22 protein-coding genes and 2 pseudogenes are annotated in these 24,344 nt (G+C 42.8%); 12 read left to right on the forward strand and 12 right to left on the reverse strand.

What is annotated here, in order from left to right; genetic code table 11:
* Nucleotides 1-782, forward strand: a 782-nt coding sequence (locus F6K57_RS22630) for an alpha/beta hydrolase (RefSeq protein WP_293070758.1), incomplete at its 5' end; no start/stop codon positions are given.
* 142 nt (nucleotides 783-924) lie between these two features.
* A complete protein-coding gene (locus F6K57_RS22635) occupies nucleotides 925-1,059 on the forward strand; it encodes a hypothetical protein (protein WP_293023704.1) in 135 nt (44 codons plus the stop codon).
* A gap of 18 nt (nucleotides 1,060-1,077) precedes the next feature.
* On the opposite strand, the gene F6K57_RS22640 is transcribed toward F6K57_RS22635, so the two are convergent.
* The 4 genes from F6K57_RS22640 to F6K57_RS22655 form a co-directional block, all read right to left on the reverse strand.
* Nucleotides 1,078-1,809 (reverse strand): FkbM family methyltransferase, encoded by a 732-nt coding sequence (locus F6K57_RS22640; RefSeq protein ID WP_293070760.1) that lies wholly within the window; start codon nucleotides 1,807-1,809, stop codon nucleotides 1,078-1,080.
* Between the two features lie 4 nt (nucleotides 1,810-1,813).
* The gene (locus tag F6K57_RS22645) at nucleotides 1,814-3,928 is read right to left on the reverse strand and encodes a nucleotide-binding protein (protein WP_293070762.1); all 2,115 of its coding nucleotides are present in this window, start codon (nucleotides 3,926-3,928) and stop codon (nucleotides 1,814-1,816) included.
* Between the two features lie 855 nt (nucleotides 3,929-4,783).
* On the reverse strand, nucleotides 4,784-5,617 hold the full coding sequence (locus F6K57_RS22650; RefSeq protein WP_293070764.1) for a PIG-L family deacetylase: 834 nt from the start codon (nucleotides 5,615-5,617) through the stop codon (nucleotides 4,784-4,786).
* Between the two features lie 61 nt (nucleotides 5,618-5,678).
* On the reverse strand, nucleotides 5,679-7,763 hold the full coding sequence (locus F6K57_RS22655) for a glycosyltransferase (protein ID WP_293070766.1): 2,085 nt from the start codon (nucleotides 7,761-7,763) through the stop codon (nucleotides 5,679-5,681).
* Nucleotides 7,764-7,818: 55 nt separating this feature from the next.
* On the opposite strand from F6K57_RS22655, the gene F6K57_RS22660 reads away from it, so the two are divergent.
* Nucleotides 7,819-8,022: a hypothetical protein gene (locus F6K57_RS22660; RefSeq protein ID WP_293070768.1), complete on the forward strand. Its 204-nt coding sequence runs from the start codon at nucleotides 7,819-7,821 to the stop codon at nucleotides 8,020-8,022.
* On the opposite strand, the gene F6K57_RS22665 is transcribed toward F6K57_RS22660, so the two are convergent.
* The gene (locus F6K57_RS22665; protein ID WP_293070770.1) at nucleotides 8,019-12,266 is read right to left on the reverse strand and encodes a tetratricopeptide repeat protein; all 4,248 of its coding nucleotides are present in this window, start codon (nucleotides 12,264-12,266) and stop codon (nucleotides 8,019-8,021) included. The genes F6K57_RS22660 and F6K57_RS22665 overlap by 4 nt on opposite strands.
* A gap of 308 nt (nucleotides 12,267-12,574) precedes the next feature.
* Here F6K57_RS22665 and F6K57_RS22670 point away from each other — a divergent pair.
* From F6K57_RS22670 to F6K57_RS22680, 3 genes and pseudogenes are all read left to right on the forward strand, one after another.
* Nucleotides 12,575-12,682, forward strand: a pseudogene (locus F6K57_RS22670) (DNA-binding protein); the annotation flags it as partial.
* Nucleotides 12,683-12,799: 117 nt separating this feature from the next.
* A pseudogene (locus tag F6K57_RS22675) lies at nucleotides 12,800-13,592 on the forward strand (IS5 family transposase).
* Between the two features lie 77 nt (nucleotides 13,593-13,669).
* A complete protein-coding gene (locus tag F6K57_RS22680; protein ID WP_293070772.1) occupies nucleotides 13,670-14,482 on the forward strand; it encodes a hypothetical protein in 813 nt (270 codons plus the stop codon).
* Between the two features lie 170 nt (nucleotides 14,483-14,652).
* On the opposite strand, the gene F6K57_RS22685 is transcribed toward F6K57_RS22680, so the two are convergent.
* Together F6K57_RS22685 and F6K57_RS22690 are read right to left on the reverse strand one after the other, a co-directional pair.
* Nucleotides 14,653-15,006: a tyrosine-type recombinase/integrase gene (locus tag F6K57_RS22685; RefSeq protein ID WP_364303820.1), complete on the reverse strand. Its 354-nt coding sequence runs from the start codon at nucleotides 15,004-15,006 to the stop codon at nucleotides 14,653-14,655.
* Nucleotides 14,970-15,257: a hypothetical protein gene (locus F6K57_RS22690; protein WP_293070797.1), complete on the reverse strand. Its 288-nt coding sequence runs from the start codon at nucleotides 15,255-15,257 to the stop codon at nucleotides 14,970-14,972. The genes F6K57_RS22685 and F6K57_RS22690 overlap by 37 nt, the downstream gene beginning before the upstream one ends.
* Here F6K57_RS22690 and F6K57_RS22695 point away from each other — a divergent pair.
* From F6K57_RS22695 to F6K57_RS22705, 3 genes are all read left to right on the forward strand, one after another.
* Nucleotides 15,163-15,495 carry a DNA-binding protein gene (locus F6K57_RS22695; RefSeq protein WP_293070795.1) on the forward strand — a complete coding sequence of 111 codons (333 nt, stop codon included), beginning with the start codon at nucleotides 15,163-15,165 and terminating at the stop codon, nucleotides 15,493-15,495. The genes F6K57_RS22690 and F6K57_RS22695 overlap by 95 nt on opposite strands.
* Nucleotides 15,496-15,644: 149 nt before the next feature.
* On the forward strand, nucleotides 15,645-16,535 hold the full coding sequence (locus F6K57_RS22700) for an Rpn family recombination-promoting nuclease/putative transposase (RefSeq protein WP_293023716.1): 891 nt from the start codon (nucleotides 15,645-15,647) through the stop codon (nucleotides 16,533-16,535).
* Nucleotides 16,536-16,815: 280 nt separating this feature from the next.
* Entirely contained in the window at nucleotides 16,816-18,264 is a 1,449-nt protein-coding gene (locus F6K57_RS22705) for an NAD(P)/FAD-dependent oxidoreductase (RefSeq protein WP_293070774.1), read from the forward strand.
* Between the two features lie 81 nt (nucleotides 18,265-18,345).
* Here the strand turns inward: F6K57_RS22705 and larE are convergent, their stop codons facing one another.
* From larE to F6K57_RS22720, 3 genes are all read right to left on the reverse strand, one after another.
* A complete protein-coding gene (larE, locus tag F6K57_RS22710; RefSeq protein WP_293023721.1) occupies nucleotides 18,346-19,176 on the reverse strand; it encodes an ATP-dependent sacrificial sulfur transferase LarE in 831 nt (276 codons plus the stop codon).
* A 191-nt stretch (nucleotides 19,177-19,367) separates the two neighbouring features.
* The gene (locus tag F6K57_RS22715) at nucleotides 19,368-20,141 is read right to left on the reverse strand and encodes an ABC transporter permease (protein WP_293044274.1); all 774 of its coding nucleotides are present in this window, start codon (nucleotides 20,139-20,141) and stop codon (nucleotides 19,368-19,370) included.
* A gap of 10 nt (nucleotides 20,142-20,151) precedes the next feature.
* On the reverse strand, nucleotides 20,152-20,274 hold the full coding sequence (locus tag F6K57_RS22720; RefSeq protein ID WP_293044278.1) for a hypothetical protein: 123 nt from the start codon (nucleotides 20,272-20,274) through the stop codon (nucleotides 20,152-20,154).
* A gap of 141 nt (nucleotides 20,275-20,415) precedes the next feature.
* On the opposite strand from F6K57_RS22720, the gene F6K57_RS22725 reads away from it, so the two are divergent.
* A complete protein-coding gene (locus tag F6K57_RS22725) occupies nucleotides 20,416-20,679 on the forward strand; it encodes a hypothetical protein (RefSeq protein ID WP_293070777.1) in 264 nt (87 codons plus the stop codon).
* Here F6K57_RS22725 and F6K57_RS22730 read toward each other — a convergent pair.
* Both F6K57_RS22730 and clpS read right to left on the reverse strand, forming a co-directional pair.
* Nucleotides 20,626-21,396: a CPBP family intramembrane glutamic endopeptidase gene (locus F6K57_RS22730; RefSeq protein WP_293070779.1), complete on the reverse strand. Its 771-nt coding sequence runs from the start codon at nucleotides 21,394-21,396 to the stop codon at nucleotides 20,626-20,628. The two genes, F6K57_RS22725 and F6K57_RS22730, sit on opposite strands and share 54 nt — an antisense overlap.
* Before the next feature lie 105 nt (nucleotides 21,397-21,501).
* Nucleotides 21,502-21,783 (reverse strand): ATP-dependent Clp protease adapter ClpS, encoded by a 282-nt coding sequence (gene clpS / locus F6K57_RS22735; protein WP_293070781.1) that lies wholly within the window; start codon nucleotides 21,781-21,783, stop codon nucleotides 21,502-21,504.
* 124 nt (nucleotides 21,784-21,907) lie between these two features.
* On the opposite strand from clpS, the gene F6K57_RS22740 reads away from it, so the two are divergent.
* Together F6K57_RS22740 and F6K57_RS22745 are read left to right on the forward strand one after the other, a co-directional pair.
* On the forward strand, nucleotides 21,908-22,810 hold the full coding sequence (locus F6K57_RS22740) for an alpha/beta fold hydrolase (RefSeq protein WP_293045490.1): 903 nt from the start codon (nucleotides 21,908-21,910) through the stop codon (nucleotides 22,808-22,810).
* A gap of 353 nt (nucleotides 22,811-23,163) precedes the next feature.
* Nucleotides 23,164-24,096 carry an NF038130 family PEP-CTERM protein gene (locus tag F6K57_RS22745; RefSeq protein WP_293070783.1) on the forward strand — a complete coding sequence of 311 codons (933 nt, stop codon included), beginning with the start codon at nucleotides 23,164-23,166 and terminating at the stop codon, nucleotides 24,094-24,096.
* Nucleotides 24,097-24,344: the final 248 nt, after the last annotated feature.

Below are 24,344 nucleotides of genomic sequence, written 5' to 3' on the forward strand. Positions count from 1 at the left end.
TGAGCCCACAGGCCATTGCCACAACTTACGTTAATCAGGGTAAGGGTGGCACGCCGATTCTGTTACTCCATGGCTTCGATAGTTCCCTGCTAGAATTACGCCGCTTGCTACCACTGCTGGCTCAGGACAATGAAACCTGGGCAGTGGATTTGTTGGGTTTTGGGTTTACGGATCGCATGGCAGGGACTCCATTTAGTCCCAATGCGATCGCAACCCATCTCTATTATTTCTGGAAAACCCTGATTAGAACACCAGTCATTGTAGTCGGAGCCTCGATGGGAGGTGCAGCGGCGATTGATTTTACCCTCACTTACCCCCAGGTGGTTAAACAGTTAGTATTAATAGATAGCGCTGGCTGCACCAAGGCTCCCCCGATTGGGAAGTTCTTATTTCCTCCCTTAGGCTACCTAGCGACAGCATTTTTGGCTAATCCCAAGGTAAGGCAAAGTATCAGCAAAAACGCTTACTATGATAAAGGTTGGGCGTCTGAAGATGCCCGAATTTGTGCTGCATTGCACCTAGAAATGCCTGGTTGGAATCAAGCCTTGATTGCGTTTACCAAAAGTGGTGGTTATGGTGATTTTGGGGATAAGCTGGCTCAGATTAGCCAGCCAACTCTAATTTTATGGGGTGACCATGACCAAATTTTAGGCACTGCTGCTGCTAGCAAGTTTAAGGATGCGATCGCACAATCTCAATTAATCTGGATTAAAGACTGTGGTCATGTGCCTCACTTGGAACAAGCTCAAGTTACTGCTGAGCATATTTTAGAATTCGCCTAGAATTCGGCATATAGCAAAGGGAACAGGGAACAGGGAACAGGGAACAGGGAGCAGGGAGCAGGGAGTAGGGAACAGGGAACAAACATTCTCTCAATTGATTTAGGATTGCTATAGCTTCAGGAGTATAGCGGTTTTTAGCCTAATGAGGTACACAGGATTTTTCCTCTGTTCCCTCTTCCCCTCCTGGGAGGGGTTAGGGGTGGGTTACTCTTTCCTGTTCCCTGTTCCCTGTTCCCTGTTCCCTAAAACCAGGAACTCTGTACCTCACCAAATTTAAAACCGCTATATAGCATTTTCAATTTAGATTTGAAAACGCGATCGCATGTCCAACATACCAGGAAATATTGGGATAAGCTGGTTCCAGGGGCATGATTTTATATCCTAGAGAGTCAATAAACATCTCAATGGTTTGATTCTTCAGTTTAAAGGAGTCTTGATTCCCATCATCTACTTCATAAATCAGGATGGGGTGATAGTCTTTAATAGTTTGAATCATCCCCCTTAAAACATTAATTTCTGCTCCTTCCACATCGATTTTCACGACTGTTGGGGGTTTCAAAGTTTTTTGGGACACCAAATCATCAATAGATACAAGGTCAACTGTCATTTCACCCCTGAGATCTGGAGGTGTACCCGCTGTAGCTAAAGTAGCTCCCCCTGAATGATGGGCCAGCAACAATTCTCCGGTTCCGGTTGATTCAGAAACTGCTTGTGGGAAAACAGTAACATTGGAGAAACTATTAAGCTCCACATTCCGTAGAATAATGTCAGCATTGTTTGGAACTGGCTCAAACGCATAAACCTGTCCAGATGGCCCAACTAGCTTCGCAGCAATAATAGTAAAAAAGCCAATATTGGCACCGATATCATAGAAGATATGATCGTGGTTTAAGCAGCTTGCTAAGGCTTTCTGAAGCGGAAGTTCATAGGTACCACGTGCAAAATCAGGATTAGAACCATCCCCATGGAATTTTAGTCCTGCACCTACTCCATTGTTAAGGGTTACCTGTTGATTGCTTAAATTCATTAGTCTACACCTTTGCTACAAAATTTTGAAATACACTTCCTGTATCATTTCCCCATTCCCAGTTAGCAACAATCCCAACTCGGTTAATTCTAAGACGCACCGCATCTGGATAAACATCTGTAAGGGCACGATACAATACTGGTTCATCATTGATGAAGATCATGTAATTCATGCCATCAAAAATCATGCGGAGCCGATGGGAAACACCCCAGTAAATGCGTTTCCCCACATTTGTCCAGACAGCATCAAATAATTCTTCAAAGCCATTGAGATAGAAAAAGGAAGACATTGAAGCACCACCGTAACAGTCATCTAACCAGTTATTGATAGTGATATAATTGTCAGCATCCTGCCAAAAGATAAACCCTCCACGACCTTTTTCTCCCTGTCCTCGTCTAGTTCCAGGGGGAGTAATGTCTACCTGTAAATCCGCTATGTCTGGGTGATCCCAATCAATGGTGTAGGCAGTGCGACCTGGATTAGGATGTTTAGCATCAGCTTGGACTTTGGCTGTACTATTCCCAGTCAGCTCAATTACCCCTAGCCCAATATTCCGATGCCAGACTTTGCTACCACTAGTGGTGGTTTTTCCCATCAAGTCCCCAGCTGCACCAGCAAAATCTTCAGTGATAGCTATTTCGGTACCCTCTACTACCCAAGGGGAGCCAAGGTCGAGTTCAGAAGGAATAGGGATAGTGCGTGGGTGAGCCTCAAAGGAGCGAAAATACAGACTATGGTTAGAGTTAATCCCACCAATGCCAACACCGGTAGCGTTTTCCAGGCGGGTATCTGTAAACCACTTGTTAAAGACTAACTGGCCATTGAGATACAGGCTGAAGGTCTTACCATCATCCAATATCTGTAAAGAGTTGATCGCTGTTGGCTGTAAATACCATAGATCGCTAACAGCTAAACATTCCCAGCTATCATGGTCTTGAATCATAAGTTGACATTTGTCCCCGTCTGCTAGGAAACTCCAGAATTGGTTTTTATCCTGAACACGCCACACAATGCGGACTCCAGTTATCTGAGTAGAGGTTTCGACCAGCAAATGGATTAGCCCAGAGGGTGTGGGACACTCCAACATAGCGACGCTATCTGGTTGAGTGGCTCTAGCACCATCAGCTGTTAACTCATAACTTCCTTGAGAGACACTCCAGAAACCACCCTTGTCCGCTTCAGCACCATCTAGCAAACTATTACCAATTAGGTCATCTGCTGCCTGAGCTGTACCGTACCAGGTGGCGATGTCTGAAATTTGGGCTACATTAGCGCCATAGATTCGCGTATCGACTTCAAAACCATTCTGTCCCAGAATACTTTGGTATACACCAGCATATACTGTGGCATCATCATTGAAAGAATCAATAGCAATGGGACGCATGTTAGGGTAAGCGGCAAGACCATGAGCATTAGGAACAGAAGCAGCATAATAGGCAGCTCCCTTTTCCCGCAGAACTACGATGTAATAAACCTGGAGATTTTGTAAGCCCCTAAATGCTGAGAGCAGATATCCCCCCAACCGAGTCCACAACTCTCCATTTTCTGCCCCAGTGGCATGAACAATAAAGGCATTTCCCTCTGCAGTCGGGTCAACAGGAACTTCCCTGGGGAACCAACCCACTGCTAGATTCTCATCAATATTTGGCAATTTAAACGGTTTGAAATATCTGGAAATTCTGGAGGTACTACGAATCCACCATAGGAGCTTTCGCAACATCCTGCTTTTTCCCTGACTGGAAGTCCAACGCAAAAGTCGTTTAGCCGGTTTATCTGTCTCAGGACCAATCATCCACCGATGGAGTCGTTCTGTTAGGGGCTCAATCCTTTCGGTCTGGGATGTATTATGACCATTGCTCAGAAACACTCCAAAGGCGAGTCCATTGGTACGGGTGTACGGACCATAAGCAATGCCCTGTCTGCCCCACGCAGGTTTTAGCAGAGGCTGGAGACGTAATGCGCCATTGTCAATCCCAATCAGCTTTTCGACATCTATACCCTTACGAACTGCACCACTGGGAGTTTTAGTACCAATGGTTTTACCTGCACAACAGTTGTCTGAGAATGTGTCTGTGAAGGATTTGTTTACTAAATTTTCTGGTGGAGTTAATTGTTGCATGTTGTTGCTTAATGTTTATATAGTGTTTTAAATTGGGTGAGGTACTTTCATCCTAGGGAGTAGGGAGTAGGGAGTAGGGAGTAGGTAATAGGGAATATATAACAGGTAACAGTAGGAAAGATCCTCGAGTTTTTTTTGGTGTTATGCTAAATAAGCAATGTCAAACCCTATCGGGTGTATCTCACTTTTGTAAATTTTGCGTAGGGTGCGTTAGGGGTGGGATTGCCCTGATTTTCCGCCTCTTCGTTCCTGGTTGAAATAGCCCACCCCGTAACGCACCACCCGCTCAAACAGCTTTTAGGAGATGCACCCAATCCTATCTCACCTGCTCCCTTGCTTTCAGAACCATTAAATTTAAATGAAGACCAGCTTAGATGATAGCTGACATTGTCAAGAACAACAAAAAAAATAAAATGGATATATGATGTCCCATATATCCAGAACTGATATGACTGACTGATAAAGGTCTTGAACACTCTTATTAATTATGATTTCATGATTATCTTGAATTAAGTTGCCAAATTGGCTAATTTATCGCTATTTTTTAGACAATTTATAAATTGTGATAGGTACAAATTCCAGGGTTTTAGGGAGCAGGGACTTCGGAGCAGGTAACAGCGGATCTGGGAAAGGGGAATAGATAACAAAAATATGTCTTAACCTTTACTTAGAAGGCTATAGACGGCTATATAGTTATTAAATAGGGGTAAAACAGCACAGGCTAAAAATCAAGTGCATTGTTATATAAAATTTGAAGTCTATAGCAATCCTAAATGAATTGTTATAATTTTTGTTCCCTACTCCCTACTCCCTACTCCCTACTCCCTATTCCCTTTGCTATAGCGTTTATTATAACTATTCAGAATTATGATTCAAACTATATCGACGAAATAATTCATATTTTTGAAAAAAGCAGTCTAAAAACTCACCCTCTGACACATCCTTTAAGGTTAGCCAGCGTGGATTATCAATGAGTTGTTTCATTTGAGATTGATGTTGGTCTAGGGCAGTACGTTTGATATCAAAAACATCACCAATATAGACAGATAATCTAAAATCATTCAGTAAACTAAACCCTGACATGATGGTTTTTTTTAAAAAGGAAACCAGGTTTGGTTTACTCCCTTCCACCCTTGTCCAAGGCCAGTGATTCCAAAACCATATAGGATACTCATAAACTGTCACATCAAATTTAATTGTTTTGAGTGAAGCTACGACAATTTCATTAGTAGCATTATGGTCAGATACACCATCGTTGTAGTAGGGAATAAAAATTTCTTCAGGAAGATAGTTAAGAATAATTTTGGCAACGTTTTGGATAGCAAATTTTCTGGTTTTATCTAATGTTCCATCTTTGAATTCCAGAAAGCTGACATCATGCTGTTGCAGACCAAGTTTTTGAGCGGCTGCTAAGGCTTCATTAGCACGTATTGATTTTACTTGATTTTCTGGAATCAGATGAGCATGAGATTGACATCCATCTGTCATAAAAACAATTTTTACATCGGCTCCGGCTTGCTTTTTACGGATAATTGTTCCACCACAGCCCAGGGTTTCATCATCCTGATGGGGTGAAAAAATAATCGCCGAGCGTCTTAGATTATTTCTGTCATACTCAACTCTGGTTCTATGGATTAGAAAACGATAAAACTGGCGTACCAGAGTTTTTAAGGATAATTTATTGCTCATTTTTAACTTGTCACTTGTTACTATTCTCTGATCCGAAGTTCAACACTTCTGCCTTTGGCTTTCAAAGAATAGTCTTGTACTGCGTAAGTAAATCATCAACAACTTTCTCGAAAGAAAATAGTTCAACCGCTCGCTGATGTCCAGCTTGTCCCATGGATGTTTTAAGTTCTTGGTCAGAAAGAAGTTGCAAGATGGCGTCTGCTAAAGCATCAGCATTACTCCGTTCAACCAGCAGACCTGTCTTACCATCTTCCACAATCTCGGGAAAAGCACCAGCTTGGGTAGCAATAACGGGAAGACCTGCGACCATAGCTTCCACAATTGGCATCCCAAATGCTTCGTGACATACTGAGGGAAATACAAAAATGTCTGCCTGCTGATAATAATTGACTAATTTGGATTGAGGAAGGGAGCCAGTGAAGGATACTTGGCTGGCTAGATCAGCACCAAAGTGATCATTTAATTCGGACAGGTATCGTCTCACGTAACCTATCCAACTTTCATCACCGTAGAATGACGCTAATTCTGCGACTTTGGAGTCATCACTTAATCCGACAATATAGTCGTAGGGTAATGCACCTACAGGACCAACGAGATCAAGTTTGGTTTGAGGGCAGCGCTCGAGCACTTTTTTAAAAGCCTCTAATAAGACATGGGAGCCTTTTTCTGGAGATACTCTCCCCACGTAGAGTAATCGTTTAGCAGGATTGTTGGTGCTGCCATTTTGCTGATTATGGCTGACATAGAAATTCATGAAGCGATCAAGGTTTACCCCATTAAAAACCGGCTGACAGCGCTCGGCAAATTTAGGAAAACGCTGGCGAATCCCTTCTGTGATATACTTACTAGTACCAATAACTAAATCTACCTTACTAAGCCGCTTTTCTAGAATTTTGTGATCGAGTTGGATCAACCACTCACAATGCATGTGCAGGGCAATTTTTATTCCTGGGTTCAAGGCTCGTATCACTGGAATAAACTGAGATAAGTTGTGAATGTGAACAACATCACATTGCTGTTTTATCAAGTCATTAGCTACTTGTAAAATATATCCGAGGTAATAGAGTTGGGAGCCAAATATAGGACGTTTTTGATTCTGTAATCCTGGATTTTTTTCCAGATAGTTTAGCATTTTTTTATCCCGGCCTATGGGAATATATCGATAGTCTACTCCATCATGACTTGCCGTATTAAAGCGTTCTCCTGGTGTATAGACAATAACATCACAATCTTGAACTAAAAGACGCACGAATTCATAGGTCAAAATTCCGATAGAATCCATCGGGTTTGGAAACGATGTCATCACAAAGGGTTGACAGACAAATGCTATCTTTAATCGTTTCTTAGAATCTGCTCCGTTTAATTGATGATTTAATTTGTTGTTTAATTTGTTTTGCTCTCGGTCAATCCTAGCTAATTTATTGCGCACTAAAGTGGTGTAGACTTCAGTGTTACTGGGATGAAGTTTGAGGACATTGTGATAGGACGCGATCGCATCATCTAATTTGCCTTGTTCTTGGAGAGCAACTCCTAAGGTATAATGACTGTTGACCAAGTCTGGCTGTATTGCGATCGCTTTCTGGTAGTAAGCCACCGCAGTCTTCAAATCGCCCCCTTTTTTCCGAGTAACGCCCAAATCGTGATTTAAGGCAGCGTAGTAGGCGTGTTTTTCTTGGGAAAGCTGCCCTTGAGCATAGAGAGCATTACCCAAATTCACATCAGCTTCAGCACAGTTGGGCTGAATCTCCAAAGCTTTTTGATAGCATGCGATCGCATTTTCCCACTTGCCTTGTTGTTGTAGAGCATAGCCAAAGTTGTTGTAAAGCGCTACCGAGTTAGGCTGTAGGGCTAACGCTCGCTGATAAGCTTCCACTGCTTCTGACAATTGACCTTGAGCTTGACGCAAATTGCCTAAACTGAACCAAGCCTTGAAAGACTCCGGATTTACAAGGAGGGTTGTATTGAAAAACTCCTCAGCACTTTGGTACTTACCTATCTGTTGTGCTAGCATTCCTAACCCATACAAGGCATCTGGTTGGTTAGGTATTGCTGCTAGAATCTGACGATAAACTTGCTCAGCTTCCACCAAGCGATTGGCTCGATGATATTGAAGAGCAACTTGAAGTGCTTCAGAAAGTTGTGTCACTGTTGTAATCCTCAATTTTTAGTTTTTAATTGGTAATTGGTAATTGTATAGAGTTGTGAACATACTCGCGCTTGGGTATTGGCAAGAGGCAAGAGGCAAGAGGCAAGAGGCAAGAGGCAAGAGGCAAATTTTAATCAAGTATTTAGGGATTTTTAAGAACACCAAACAATCCTCCAAGCTCTTTCATTCTGCTCCCTACTCCCTGCTCCCTGCTCCCTCTTATGTTCATAAATCAAATACAAACGCTATATATAACTAGGGATAAGCAAAGTAAAAACTTTCTGAACTATGATTCAACATAATCGAGCGCAACTTTGAAGCAATCTCATCCCGTAGGGGAGCAGCTTCGGCTTGAGTCAGCCAAGTAAATAGTTTCTCCACAGCTTGAGGAGACGGATCAATTTTGAGTGCCTCTTGGAGCAGACGAAACGCACCAGCAAGATTCCCTGTCTTTAGGGGAATTACCATATGGTTTAGACAATAATTAAAGTAATGGTTACGAGCGTTGGCTGTAATTGCTGCACAATGCTCAGCAGGAAGATAGCTCTCGGAAATTTCAATCCCCAGGCGGATAGACGTTGCTTGAGCTCCAGATAATATCAGTTCACTGGTCATATTATTATCATGCTCACGGTAACGTGCCAAAATATCGCCTTCGTACCACCAATCATAAAAACTAGCAATACGCTTATAAAGTTCCCAATCAGGAGTATAAGTGTTCCCCGGATCGTAACACCCCAGATGTTCATGAGTAGAGCGACGAATCACAACTGCACAAGGATTCAAGACATTCGAGGTGCCAATCTTCCACAGCCAATCTTGATGGATACCCGTATCTTTTCCATACACTTGTTGGGAGAAAATTATCTTTCCTTTCTCATCGATATTTTCATAACCCGTAAATGCTGCTCCCACAGAATCACTACATGTTTCTAGACTCTTCTTCAAGCGGGAATAAAAACCTGGAAGAACATATTCATCTTCAGGAAGCACATGAATCCACTGACCGCGACTGAGGGCAATACCAAGATTAAAATTGCGTCGCGCACCGATATTTTCTGGATTGCGGTAGTAGCGAACTACCCCTCCCCCAATCGAATTCACCAAATCGTATAGAGGAGGTGTGCTGGCATTATCCATAACCAAAATTTCCATCTCCTCCTCGCCCTGCCATTGAGCCAATACACTCGCCAGACATTCCAGAAGATAGTCAGTACGGTTATATAAAGGAATAATTACTGTCCAAAACGGTCGTTTGTCTTCATTTACCGATACCTTCGGAATCCCTGGAAACTGATATCCCCCGATAGTAACGTCTGGTTGTTCTACCTGCGGTGGCGTTAGTGTCTCAGGAGATACTCTAGAACCGTTGTCAGGATTTACTACTTTCCCATACCGGGGATTGACTAGCATTAGCCCTTGTCGATAAGCAGATGCTGCCTCCTTTAACTGCTTCTGAATTTGATAAATCCTGCCTAAGTTAAAGTAGACTTCCCCATAACTAGGATTGAGCTCCAGAACCTTTTGATAAGATGCGATCGCATTTTCAAACTCACCTTGGTCTTGAAGCACCACTCCCAAATTGTAATGAGCGCTTACCCAATCTGACTGCATCGCGACCGCTTGCCGATAGTAAGCCACAGCATTAGTCAAATCTCCTGCCTTTTGCCGGGTAACCCCTAGCTCATGGTTCAACTGTGCGTAGTGTGCTTGTTTTTCTAGGGAAAGCTTCTCTTGAGCATGGAGTGCATTGCCGAGATTCACATCAGCTTCAGTGCAGGTAGGGTCAATCTCCAAAGCTTGTTGATAAGATGCGATCGCATCGTCCCAATTACCTTGTTGTTGCAGAGCATACCCAAGGTTGTTGTGAACCGCTATTAAGTTCGGCTGTATTGTTAAAACTCGTTGGTAATACTCCACCGAGTCAGACAACTGACCTTGACCTTGGCACAAATTACCTAAACTAAACCAACCCTTAACAGAATTCGGCTCCGCTTCCACAGTAGCTCTGAACAACTTCTCGGCCATCTCATACTGACCTGTTTGCTGTGCCAGCACCCCTAAGCCATATAAAGCTTCCGGATGATTAGGGTGTTGTTCCAAAATCTTATAGTAAACCTGTACAGCCTTGTTTAAGCGATTGGCTTGACGATGTTGAACAGCAAGTTGTAGTGCTTCAGAAACAGTTTCCATCGCAAATTGTCTTGGTTTATGGACTACATTTAATAGAAAATCTTCCAATGCTCTTACCGGTTTCAATTCACCATATAACTTATGCTTATTTTCAGCAACTTGATTAGATATGTATTGACGATATTGAGCATCTTGACCTAACCGTACCGCAATTTTTACATAATCCTCTTTACTCCCAGCAATTGTCTCTTCCAGACCCATCATTTTTAGAATTGCCATCGTATGCCGACCACGCATCAAATCTCCTGGCAATGTCACAATCGGAATATTATGGGCAATCGATTCCAAACTAGAGTTACATCCAGACCAACCAATGCTATCCAAGAATACATCCGCTATGGCTGAGGTTCCAGCAAACCTGCTGTTATCCAGAAATGGCAAAAATATGCAGTAGTCTGTATAATCGAGGCCAAATTTATTAAAAGCATCCCTTAAACGCTGGGTAAATATCTCAGTAACCTGGTCACTTTTAACATATTTAAGAAATACAAACTTACATCGACAATCTAACTCCTTAGCAATTCTAGGAAAAACATCATCATAGTGAGGTAAATACTTATATAAAGATTGGCAGCACCAGAACATAATCTCATCATCCTCTAAGCCTATGTCCTTTTTACTAATTGCTTCCGGTGTAATTTCCAAAGGGGTGTAATGGATAGAGAGATTCGGTAATCTAACTAACCTCTCACTATAATGCTCTTGAGCATTTTCTGCTTCCATTAAATCACTACTCAAGTAATAGTCAATCGTCGGCATTCCACTAGTATCGGGATGTCCCCAAGATGTCATTTGAATCGGAGCCAGTCTTAAACAACCCAACTTAACTGTAGTGGGGGACATCCCGAATTCCGGAAAAATCAGGATGTGTAATTTATCTTTTGTAATTACCTCACACCATTCTTCCATAGTCAAAGAACCTTGAACAAATTTGACAAATGATTTCGCGGCTATTGCTGTTTCCTTATCCTGTTTTAACCCGGTGTGATAACCAAATAGTTCAAAATTCGATCTATCTATATTTTCTACCCAGCCCTTAATCGGTATTTTCCAATTAGAATGATCCCAAAAGAATTCCGAAATAACCCCAATCCGAACTTTTTCATGAGGTGCTAAATTTGGTAGAGGAATTTTCTGGCTCCACCGGGGATAGCACTTCCACATGATCTGGCAAATCATTGCTCCATAAATTTGCTGTAACTCTCGGTTATTTAACCCTTGATAGGCCAGATAAAAAGGCTGAAACGCTCCCACCGCCTTAGCAGCACTTAGCAGTTCCATTGGACTTAGCTCTGTATCGCTCTGTGTATAGCTATCCGCTAATTTTTTCAGACTAGCTTGGTAATTATTTCGCGTTACCTTGATTTCATCAACACTTGAATAAATGATCGGAATCTGACACACGCACATGGCCAGTTTAGCTTCAGCCAAGTTAGGGTTAATACTTAATGCTTGCTGGTAAGACTGTAGGGCTTCTTCTAGCTTGCACTGTTCGTGGAGTGTATTTCCTAAATTGTTATAAACCTCAGCAAAATCAGGTTTCAGCCTAATCGCTTCCTGATAGGACTGTAGCGCTTCCTCTAACTTGCCCTGTTTTTGGAGTATTGTTCCCAAATTGTTATGAGCGTCAGCATAGTCAGGTTTAAGCCTAATTGCTTCTTGGTAAGACTCTCTTGCAGCATCTAACTTGCCCTGTTTTTGGAATAGAGTCCCCAAATTGTTATGAGCCTGAAAACAATCTGCTTTAAGCTTAATCGCTTCCTGGTAGGACTCTCGTGCAGCATCTAACTTACCCTGTACCTGCAGTACATTTCCCAGATTACAATAAGCCTGAGCATAGTCAGGTTTAACCCTAATCGCTTCTTGGTAGCACCGTACCGCTTCCGATAACTTACCCTGACTATAAAGTAAATTTCCTAAATTGTTATGAGCCAGAGCATAGTCAGGTTTAACCCTAATCGCTTCTTGGTAAGACTGTACCGCTTTGTCTAACTCTCCTTGTGCCCAGAAGATATTTCCCAAATTGTTATGAACTTCAGCAAAGTCAGGTTTTAGGGTTAAAGCTTGTTGGTACAACCCTACCGCTTCCTCTAGCTTATTTTTTTCCTCAAATATACTTGCCAGATTAGCAATGGCTATCACGTTATAGGGCTTCGATAAAAGCTTTTCCTCACCCTGATTATCCCCCTGAATCTGTATTACCTGTCTGTAGATAGATTCAGCCTCATCTAATTTACCTAACTGATGATTTTGAGCAGCTGTATTGATTAGAGATTCAAGGTTTGATTCTAACAATTGGTTGGTAGTCATATCGCGGTTTTCAGGGCAGAGCTAGGTGGCTGTAACAGGACTTACGCATTTGCCCCCTAAATCCCCCAATTCTGGGGGACTTTGACATCATTCCCCCCCAGAATTGGGGGGATAGGGGGGCGAAATAAACTTCACCGCGTAAGTCCTGTGTAATACTAAATCCGTTTTGATTAGATATCAATCATGAAAAATTATTTCCCCCTAGTTGTCTGGTCAGTTTGGCAAAACTTTACATAACTTTACATTAAGGCGTCCAGAAATAAATTTTTGCTATAGTAGTTTTATAGGAATAGTTAAGGAATTTGAACATGAACCACTGCGTTGGTACTACCGAAGCTGCATCTTTATTAGGTATTTCTTCTCGACGATTGCGCCAACTCCTGGAGAAGGGTAGGGTCAGGGGTGCCTATAAGAGCTGATTTCTAAAGGTAGTCTAAAGAAATGGACTACAACTGTGGTAGTCGAAGTAGATTATTACCTTGACTTCCTCTGGCATTTCTCCATGAGCCGCTTACCTAAGATTGCTAACCCCCATCGCCCAAACTATCGAGCGTGACCTCAGTGATGCGGAATGGAGCATCATTGAACCCTACAAACCCTTGCCCTAAAGGGTTCGGTCATTCCAGAACGGTTAATCTTCGTATTGTTCTTAACGGGATATTTTACGTACAAGGCACGGGCTGTCAATGGGAAATGTTGCCTCATGATTTACCGCCCTATTCTACTGTCTATAAATACTTTCGCAAGTGGCAACCGCTTTGGCATATGGCAAGGGATTATTGACTTGTTACGAGGCCAGTTACGCACCGAATCAGGACGTGACGAACAATCAACGGTGGCGATAGCCGATTCTCAATCGGTGAAGACCACAGAAAAAAGGGGGATGTCTACGGCTATGACGGTGGCAAGAAGGTTTTTGGCCGTAAACGCCATATCGTCGTAGATTCGCAAGGTTTGCTGTAGGGAATGTTAGTGACCGAAGCAAACATGTCAGAGCGATTGGGATCTGTTGTTGTTTTTAATGAGTCGAAAGAAGCTCTCTCCAAGTTGAAAGTGGTTTGGGTGGCTGTGCGGCTATTCGGGAAAGAATTTTGCCCATGCGGTCAAACAAGTGTGTGGTGAGTCAGTGCAAGTAGAAGTCATAGAACGCTTTGTCATTGGAGTTTGAGATATTGCCAAAGCTAGGAATCGTGGAACGCACGTTTGTGTGGTTGAATCGATTTCGCCGTTTGAGTCACGGACTATGAACAGTATACACAGATGAGTGAGGCGATGATTTATGGTTCTCTCATTCGCCTGATGACAAAACGACTGGCAACAGTTTAAGGTTCTGTTTAGAAATCAGCTCTTAATAGTTAGCTGTAAATAAATCTTGCATTTAAAATTTATGAGTATCTTCTTCTATGGAAGAATTTGTTGATGCCTTACTGGTTATTGGTATCCTTGCCAATCTTGTCAAGGGTGGAGACTTATTCCTTAGGGAATCGCAAAAGCAGAAAGTTCAAGATATTAGCGAATCCATAACTATATATCTTGATGATCTTCGACCTATTTCTTGGCTTCGTCCTCTCACAACTCAAAAGGCACAGCACTGGATCATTGTTGTTGGAGTTATTGAGTTTGTTATAGTAATGGTAGTGGCTTTTACTCTTCAGAGACTTGATCCCGTTGATGATAATATTTTTGGTTTATCTCTTATTTTAACCCAATTATTAGCCCTAGTCTTAAGTGGGTTGTCTTTACCTTTTATTTTCAAGACTGGTCCTAAGACAATGTCTTGGCTTCTCCAAGACGAACGACCACTTCAATTTTTATGTCGTTTTCTTAGACTTATTGTCTTTGGATACGTGATAGGAGGTGCATATCAATTATTTTTGTTACTGTTGATATCTCTAATTTCATTAGTTATTGGCCAAGGAGGGTTTTTCAATTCGCTTGAGTTCTTATTCCAAGCAGGATCTTGGCAGCAATTAACTTACGTGGTTGGTCTATTGATGATTTGGCCAGCATTTACTTATTTTTGGATTGTCGTACAATCTGTCGGCTTGATTTTGTGGCTTGTAGTGCTAATCATTATGCTAGAGACTTGCTTATTAGTCCTGAGAGGCTTTGCATGGAGAGTAGTCGAGTACTCAAAGGGAGCCTACGCGGCCTTACTACTTGCAGTAACAATCATTTTAGGTCTTGTCAGTCTATTTTTGAGTAAGGGTAGCTAACCCATGGTTGCACCGGACCCTTGGCTCACACTGCCATGTTGTGTTTTTGACCTTCTATCGCGCCGGTGACCCACACCGTTAGGCAGCAGCAGATTGTTATAAGGACGGATTAAAGATATTGGTGAAGCATTCAAGCTCATCTACCGCCGCACAATTTCACCTTTGACCCCTCAAAACCCCAGCTTCTGCACCGCCAACCTTTTAGTCTCCTCCCCTCTACGATCATACTTAGCCGTAGTCACAGGGCTTGCATGACCAGCAAGTTTTTGCACCGTCACAATATCAACTCCTACATCTAATAAATCACTACAAAATGTCCTTCTAAAATCATGGGGAGAAAACGACTCCACACCAGCTTGCTTAGCCCTTCTCCTAACAATCTTGAGTACCGCATCAGGACACATCTGCCGCAGTTGCACCTCACCGCCTTTCCTAATAGGACATAGTAGCGCCCCTGGTGCATCACCCCTAACTTTAAGCCAACTCACTACCAAAGAAATCGCACTCTCTGGTAAATAAACCAAGCGATCCTTACCACCCTTACCCCGGCGTACTTAGGTAAGCGGCTCGTGGAGAAATGCCAGAGGAAGTCAAGGTAATAATCTACTTCGACTACCACAGTTGTAGTCCATTTCTTTAGACTACCTTTAGAAATCAGCTCTAAAAGCGGCAAATTCTGGATTATTCCTGTTTTCAACCACCTACCACAAATCACCAAAGGTACCCGTGGACCCAAGGGCAAATGGCGTACCAGTCGTCCTCCCGCTTTAGCCACGATCAATGTCAACCGTAATCGAATTGGCAGCAACAATGGTAAACTTCCTGAAGACCGTCAGCCAGTGATTTCGGTAAAACGAAGCGGCAACAATCTATACGGCAACCAGATCGAAATTCTTGGTCCATGTCGGATTGTTTATCAGCCCGATCACCCACTGCGTTGTGGTGCTCGCCTATGGATCGAAACCTTCAGTGATGTTCATTTCATTGGTGGTAGTTTTCCCGCTAGTGTCTGATCCTAAGGGCATTGCTGATTCTGGCTATGGTTTTCCCAATTCTGGGGGTAACAAAACTTTCAAAGTCCCTCAGAATTCGAGGAGCAACGGGGGCTTTAATAAAACCAGATTATCGCGCATTTATTCCTTAATTCAGGAACGCCAAAACTATGAGATTTATCAGCCCAAAAATAGATTATGTCTTCAAAAAAATATTTGGTTCCAAAGAAAGTCAAACTATATTAATTAGTTTCCTTAATGCTATTATTTACAATGGCGAACCAATCATTAAATCTTTAACCATTATTAATCCCTATAATCCCGGTCAAGTATTGACTTTAAAAGACACTTATTTGGATGTAAAAGCAGTGTTAGCGGATGGAGAAATTGTCCTAATTGAAATGCAAGTCTCATCCATCACTGGTTTTAGCAAACGGGTACTTTATAATATGGTGAAAGGATATGTTAATCAGTTAAAAACAGCAGAGGACTATATTCGTCTTAAACCTGTTATAGCTGTCACAATTACGGATTTTATTTTGTTTGACGAAACTCAGCAAATTATTAATCAATTTGTGTTTCAAGAAAAAACAGAAAAGTTTGAATGTCTGGAAGAGGAATTGCAGTTAATATTTATAGAATTACCGAAATTCCATAAAAGACTCTCAGAATTAGAAACTTTAGCCGATAAATGGATTTATTTCATCAAAGAAGCTTCTAGTCTCGATAATATTCCTCCTTCTTTAGGAGAAGTATCAGAGATAGAATCAGCGTTAAATCTTGCTAATCAAGCTGGTATGACACCAGAAGAATTAGAAATTGCCGATCGCCGTGCTATGGCATTACAAGATGAAAGAGGAAAACTAACTTATGCTGAAGAAATAGGAAGAAAAAATGAGGCGATAGCCTTAATAATGCGTCAACTGAAAAAGCGTTTTGGGGAAATTGATCAAAAAAACATTAGCAAAATAGAAAATTTAACAATTGAAGAGTTGGAAAATTTGGGAGAAGACTTCTTAGATTTCAATAACATAACTGATTTAGAAAATTGGCTTAACTAGCATTCAGCCCGGATATAGCGTTCATAGGACTCATGAGGTACACATTATTTTTTACCTCTTCCCTCTTCCCTTCCCCTCCTGGGAGCAGTAGGGGTGGGTTCCTCTTCCCTGCTCCCTGTTCCCTGTTCCCTGTTCCCTAAAAAAGCTAATTTTGTACTTAATTAAGTACAAAATTGCTATAGTTGTTAAGGTAATATAATTGTCCGAACAGCAGTAGGGAAGCTGATCGCAAAAACGATTAGCCCGAAGGGCTACGCTACGCGATCGCAAAAATATAATTATGATCGACACTTATGATATTGTTGTGGTTGGTGCTGGTCCAGTGGGATTAGCCACTGCCATTGGCTTACAGCAGCGAGGTATCTCTAATTTTCTAGTCCTTGATCAAACTCGTGACTTTCGTCGAGTGGGTCAAGTTATCGACCTTCTGCCCAATGGATTAAAAGCGCTTAAGCACATAGCCCCTTCTGCTTACGAAGCAGTTAAAAAAACGGATCTGGAGTTTTTTCAGAAAGTGCAACCCAATGAAAAATGGGTTTACAAAAATTTTAAGGGAGAGCAAATTCATTCTTTTCCTCTTAGCTATGAGGATTGGTTCAATGATTATGGAGAGGGTCGAGTCTCTATATCTTGGTACGATTTACAGACCACTCTCAGAAACCAACTTCCCGTTGAACAGGTTAAAGCGAATCATCGTTGTATTAATGTAGTGGATGAAGGAAACACCGGATATGTTCGGCTAGATTTTGTTTCTGATGCAGCCATAGAAGCAAATCCCTATGCTCATTGGTCAAACAGACAGAACGATCAAGATACAGTCTCCTTCAATTCAGAGCATAGTGGCCAACAATTTAAAAAAAAATCAATCCGGGCTAGGCTAGTTGTTGCTGCAGATGGTATCAACTCTACCATTCGTCGGATTCTTTATAAGGATAGTCCCTACAGTGGTTTAGCCAGACCTGACTATTCCGGATTTGCCGCCCTATTCTGTATGAAAATCACGGATATTCCTCCAGAGCTAAGCACAGAGCTTGAAAACAAATTTTTTCAGCAGGAACGGATTCTCACCATCACTAATGATCAAATCTCAGAGGATTCGGCTTCTATGGAATCCCCACGGATGCTCCTATTTCGCCGTCCCAATGCTCAGTTTGGGTATTTGCTCCATCTTCCTTTAAACCAGGAAGAGTTGACAGAAAAATCTGGAAGTGCCTTGATTGCTTTAGCATTGCGAGAGTTGGAAAACGCTAATTTTCCCAAAGCTCTCACACAATTAGTGGCTTTATCTCCTCCTGTCAAAATCAAATCCCGTCCCTATTACATTCACCGTGCAGAAACTCTATATCCCTGGAGTTCAGGTAGAGTTATCTTAGTGGGTGATGCCGCCCATGGGATGCCTCCTTTCATGGCTCAAGGGGCTAATCAAGGATTGGAAGATGCTCTGGTTGTAGCTACCATGATCGCTAATATTGTACAGAAAAATAATCTTGATAATATCCAAGCAATCGCCAATGCTTGCCTTAACTACGAATCTCTTCGTCGTCCCTTAATGGAGAAGATTCAGCAAGCAACATTGAACCGAATTCCCTACAGTAACAAACAAGCATGGCATGACTACCAACAATTGGTATATTGTCGTAATTTTGAGCAATTGCTGGAGCAATGTAACCATTTAGCAGTCAGCAGTCAGCAGTCAGCAGTCAGCAGTCAGACAAAGGCTGATAGCTGATAGCTGATAGCTGAACGCGCACGCGTGCGCGTAGCGCTAATCGCTGTTCGCTAATAACTGAATGCTTACAAAAAGCCAAACTTATAAAGCTTTCATACTAATCACATCCTGGCCCAAAACTTGATTTAATTTGCCACTGCGATATCCTTCTAAATCCAAGGTCACATAGACAAAACCCAACTCCTGAAACTCTGCCACTAACTTCGGTAAATCTGTGGTTACCACAAATTCCTTAATCTCTTCCGGTAGTAACTCAATCCGTGCAGTATCTCCTTCTGAACGAACCCTCAAATTGGAGAAACCTAACTTCCGTAAATAGATCTCTGCTCGTCCTACCCGTTGTAACTTAGCTACTGTAATCATTTCCCCATAGGGAAAGCGAGAACTCAGACAAGGTTGGGCAGGTTTATCCCACCAGGGCAGTCCTAATTGTTTCGAGAGTTGGCGCACTTCCGCCTTAGTTACCCCCACTTCCGCTAAAGGCGATCGCGCACCTCGTTCCTTGGCCGCCTGAATCCCTGGACGATAGTCCCTTAAATCATCCCCATTCACCCCATCGACTACATAAGGATAGCCTCGCTCCAGGGCTAGAGGTTTGAGAGTGTCGTGGAGTTCACTTTTGCAAAAATAACAGCGATTGACCGGGTTAGAGGTATAGTTGGGATTATCCATCTCATGGGTTTGGACAACCTCATGGGTAATGCCAATGGTAGCGGCTTGGATGCGAGCGTCTTCTAATTCTTCTGGTAATAGTGAGGGGGATTCAGCAGTGACCGCTAAAGCGCGATCGCTTAAAACATCGTAAGCAATTTTAGCAACTAGCGTGCTATCGACTCCCCCAGAATAGGCAATCAAAGCCCGTTCCATCTCAGCAAATATAGTTTTTAATTGCTTGAGTTTCTGCTCTAGCATGGTTTTGATAAATAATTTTCCCTATTTTTAGCACTATCCCCATTTACTATCATGCCCCATTTATCATGATTAGACTTCGTGGTAGTTGTCGAGAACAGGGAATAGGGAACAGGGAATAGGGAACAGCGGATCACCGGAACAGGGAAAAAAAATTATGCTCAGGGCTGATAGCTGATAGGTCTTGGCATAACTCAGAATTCCCGTTGCCAGAAGATTAGGATAGCGATCGCTAGCAGTAGCACGATGTAAAGTAATCCATAAAGTCCATTTAAAAACAGTTCTGGGAACGGGGGTAAGACACCATACACGGCATCATTCTTTAAATTGAGCCGTGATAAATCCGGGATAACCAAGTATAGAGTTTCAGTCATCCGCTCAATGCCAGGATTCTCGCTCAACTTGCTTAACTCCACTAAATCACGGCTCAAGTGTCCCATCATATAAACCCCAAACGTAAGTAAGGTTGCTAGCAGTGAACTAGTAAATACACCAAACATCAGCGCTACTGCTGTGATTAGAGACAGTTCTAGAAATTGGTAAACCACCGAAACCAGGATGCTAACCACAGGGTATTCAATACTAGAGGCACGTAAGCCCAGCAGATAAATGGCGGTCATAGCCACAACCAGCACAGCCAATACACCCGATAACCCTAAGTGTTTGCCAATGATAAATTCAGCGCGGTTTAGGGGCTTGGGAATTAAGACTAAGACAGTACGCTTTTCGATTTCCTTGTTAATCAACCCCGTACCAACAAATACTGACACGATTACACCCAGGATACCCATCGCCGCTAGACCCAAATCCAGAAAAATTTTCTCTTCTGTGGTTGCTGCTACCTCCGGTAACAGCCTCAGGGCTATGCCTAGGGCTAGGGCAAAAAAGCCGATCAGATATAAAACGCGATCGCGTATCACTTCCCGAAAACCATTAGCTGCGATCGCCCAAATTCTTGCCAAACTCACCCGCTATCTCCTATGCTCCGAATTGTTTTGCTTCCATCATAGGGGAGGTACACAAGGCAAGGGATTTTTGCCATACCAAAGGGAACAGGGAACAGGGAACAGGGATTAGGGAAAAGGGAACAAAAATTCTCACAATTCCTACACGGATTGGTATATAAGGTTAAGTAGTGAATATAGCGAAGATAAAACTATTCCGGACGTCTCAATAGCAATCATTAATAATTACTAATCACCAATTATAGCGGTTTTTATACTAATGAGGTACACATAATTTTTGCCCTGCTACCTATTCCCTATTCCCTATTCCCTATTCCCTATTCCCTATTCCCTATTCCCTATTCCCTATTCCTTATTCCCTATTCCTTATTCCCTATTCCCTATTCCCTATTCCCTATTCCCTATTCCCTATTCCCGATTCCCGATTCCCTGTTCCCTGTTCCCTGTTCCCTGTTCCCTGTTCCCTGTTCCCTGTTCCCTTATATCACTAATCACTGTTATGATTGCGCTTCATCCACCAAGCAACCAAACCAAGAAATAGCAATCCCATTATCCCAGCAGTAGGATCGCGATTAATGCCAGTAATCCAGGGAGCAACCTTGCCCGAATAGACTACTAATTGCCCAACATCAATAATATAATAACCCCAAACTAAGCCAGCATGGAGACCAATCGATAAACCTAGCCGTCCTTGAGTTGATCCCTTGGCCCAAATCAAGATTAACCCTAGCAGCAATAAACTGGGAAATCTCGGTAAGCCGCGAATCATCTCTGGAATTGGTTTAAGGAAATGCAGCAGCGCAAATGCGATCGCACCAATCCACTGTGATGTCCTAAAACTATAATCCCGTTGCAACTCATCAAGCAACCAACCCCGAAACACCAATTCTTCAGCGAAGCCTATGGCCAAAGCACTGATTAATCCCTCTACAATCAGCCGTGACCATGGCAGTGCAGGGGTTTGGAATGCTACCCAACCCAGCCACCCTTGTAATCCAAACAGACTAAGAGTCATTAACAGACCTAGACCTAGTCCTCTGATTAACTCAATAGCGTTTTGGGCTGTTAGCCGCAAACCATATTTTTTTAACAGTCCTGGCTGGCGATAAACCTTCCTTCCCCAAACTCGGACTAAGTACAGAAATACCCCTAACATTAGCCCCATAGTCAGGATTGTCACTGAGTTTGGGTCGCTACCAATTAAGTATATCGGTGCTGCTATGGGTAACCAAAGCAACAGCAAAGCTAGTATAAACATCCCCAACCTGAATGGTGCTGGGTATAGGGATAATCTAGCCAGCCTAGGTGTAAAACGTTTTATAATTTCAAGATTTGGAAAGGGAAGAATTTCTCCTATTGCCCGTTATTCGTCAGGTTCAATTGTACTACTCAGACCCCGGTTCTTCAGGGTTTCGCAATAAAACTCAGCATGCTCTTGAGCACAGGTAATCACCAATGCCAGCCCGGATGTATGGGCTTCCATCATAATATTGACTGCTTGAGGTTGAGTCAGACTCGTCACAGTTTCCATCAAGGTTTTAACCACATACTCCATAGAATTGAAGTCATCATTATGGAGCAATACGCGATAGCGAGGCGCGTGTTTACGAACTGTTGAACGCTTCTCAATGGTTTCGACTGACAAAGCTTGTCCCTCTCTCTTTTATATGTTTACGCAAACTCCCCATTATATACTGCCATTAGTATAACATCAGACAGGTGGCAGGGAGCGCTATGATCAAAAAGTTAACATTACTTAATAGTTTACCGTGACTACCCAGGTAATTGCTACCCCTTCTAATACTCCCATCCCTGGAACTTACTGGCAGTGGCGGGGGGAATCTATATATTATGTACAGGCTGGACAGAAGCCATCAGGATACCCACCCTTACTACTAATTCACGGATTTGGGGCATCTACAGACCACTGGCGCAAAAACATTGCTCAATTGAGTCAGGATTTTGAAGTTTGGGCGATTGACTTGTTGGGGTTTGGACGTTCTGCTAAACCAGATGGGGAGTACAGTGGCAATTTGTGGCGAGACCAGTTGGATGATTTTATTACAGAGGTGATTGGTCAACCAGTAGTCTTAGCTGGAAACTCCTTGGGGGGTTATGCAGCTTTGTGTGTGGCGGCACAGCGTCCTAGCTCCGCCGCAGGTTTAGTATTGCTCAATAGTGCTGGACCATTTAGTGATACTCAACCTGCTACTAAGGTCAATCCTGTTAAAAAAGTGCTCAATCAGGTAACCAAATCAATTTTTCTACAACCTTGGGCAAGTTTCCTGTTATTCCAGTACCTGCGGCGACCGTCAATTATTCGCAAAACCCTCCAGAAGGTTTATCTTGACCAGGATGCAGTAACGGAACAGTTAGTAGACGAGATTTATCGCCCGTCTTGTGATCCTGGTGCGGCTCAGGTATTTGCTTCTGTGTTCAAGTCACCCCAAGGGGAAAAAGTCGATGTGTTGTTGGAACAGATGACTTGTCCATTATTAATGCTATGGGGAGAAGGGGATCCTTGGATCAAGAGCAGAGAACGGGGAGCAAAGTTTAGGGAATATTATCCTCAGTTAACGGAATATTATCTACAAGCAGGACACTGTCCCCATGATGAGATACCAGAACAGGTGAATAATCTGATCAGGTCTTGGGTGATCGCTAATCGCTAATCGGTAATCGCTAATCGCTACAAGAATCAAAATTTATAGCACTACGGATTAAGGTTAGCACATTGATACAAGTTGAAAAAGGTGCGACCCGTGGCGAATTTAATTCTTAATACGGAAAGCGCACCTGCGCTGTTGTAGTAAACTTTTGCATGCATGCCTTTTGCCTCTTGCCTTGCCCGTAGCGCTATATTGCCCTATTCATGACTGAGGAACTGACGCAATCAGGATTATGTCAAAGATTAACATAACTTAAACCCCATCAAAAACGCGATCGCTAACATCCCACTCCGATACTAAAAAAAAGACACCAAGTGCTGCCAGCAACCTGAACAAACTCAAAGGGAGACATGTCAATGAAAAGCACAGTAATTAAAATGTGGCTCGGTGCCTCAATTCTTGCCGGTATGAGTGCGATCGCCACTACCCCAGCTGTTGCTGGAAGCCTCACCGGAGCGACCCTAATCGGTAGTGACTACCTCAAGATTGCATCTGACGGTATGTATACCCAGATAGATGACACTGCTAGTTTGTCAACTATCTTGCAAGGTGATGCTAGTGACCCTGGTGGAAACGTAGAGCTATTTGCCAGCAGTGAAACCCTGAGCTTGAGCGACTTTGTTACCCATACCGAAGTCACTAGCCTAACAGGTCAAATCGGTGGTAAGGACATCACCTTGAGCAGTCTGACATTCGCTGACTGGTTTACTGATGTTGGTGGTGGCATCAGATTGGCTCAGAAGTGGTTCAGTGATGCCTTAACTGCAAACGGTCTTGTATCTTTGATTGGGTCAGGTCTAGATAATTTGCTGTATGGACAATTCCTCGCCAATGGAGGATTGCAACGATTTAGTGATCCCAATATTTCCTACGTCAACCAAGATGACACAACAGGCCAAATTACCATTGGGCTAGCAGGTCACTTTAATGCTAGAGATATGTTGGCAGAGATAATTACTCCAGCCTTCGCTGGTTTCCTACCACCTAGTATACAGGCTAGTGAAATGGTCAAGGTTGAATACGATGGGAAAACCCAATACCTTTATGGTTTCGAGGCCACAGATTCTGGGCTGGTCAGCCTTGACGATAATAACGATTACACGTATTCTCACACAGGCAACTACCAACTGGCCTTCGGTGGCTCTCTTCCACCGCATTTATCGAACCCACAAGATGTGCCTGAATCCTCTACAGTGCTTGGTCTAATCGCTTTGGGTGGTTTGTTTACTGCTGGAGGGTTAGTGGACAGTAGGCAAAAGTATCACAAAGCTTGCCAAAGCCTCAAGTAATTTGCTATACTTTAACTATGATATTAGTGCCACGACCTTGTGTCAATTAAATAAATTTCCCGAAAACCAAGGGTTTTGTAGTGACATTGGATCTGGTTAATGAACTTTAATGGCGCACGAGGAATATTTCTTCGTGAAGCGCGGAGATACCCCCTGGCTGAGCAATCAGCTGGCATTGGCGGGCTAAAGTTGATATTGGTAGACTTTGGTAGCTAAAAAGTATCGGAAACTGCGAAAATCTCACTGTT

The sequence above is a fragment of the Moorena sp. SIO4A5 genome (assembly GCF_010672005.1).
Classification (GTDB): Bacteria; Cyanobacteriota; Cyanobacteriia; order Cyanobacteriales; family Coleofasciculaceae; genus Moorena.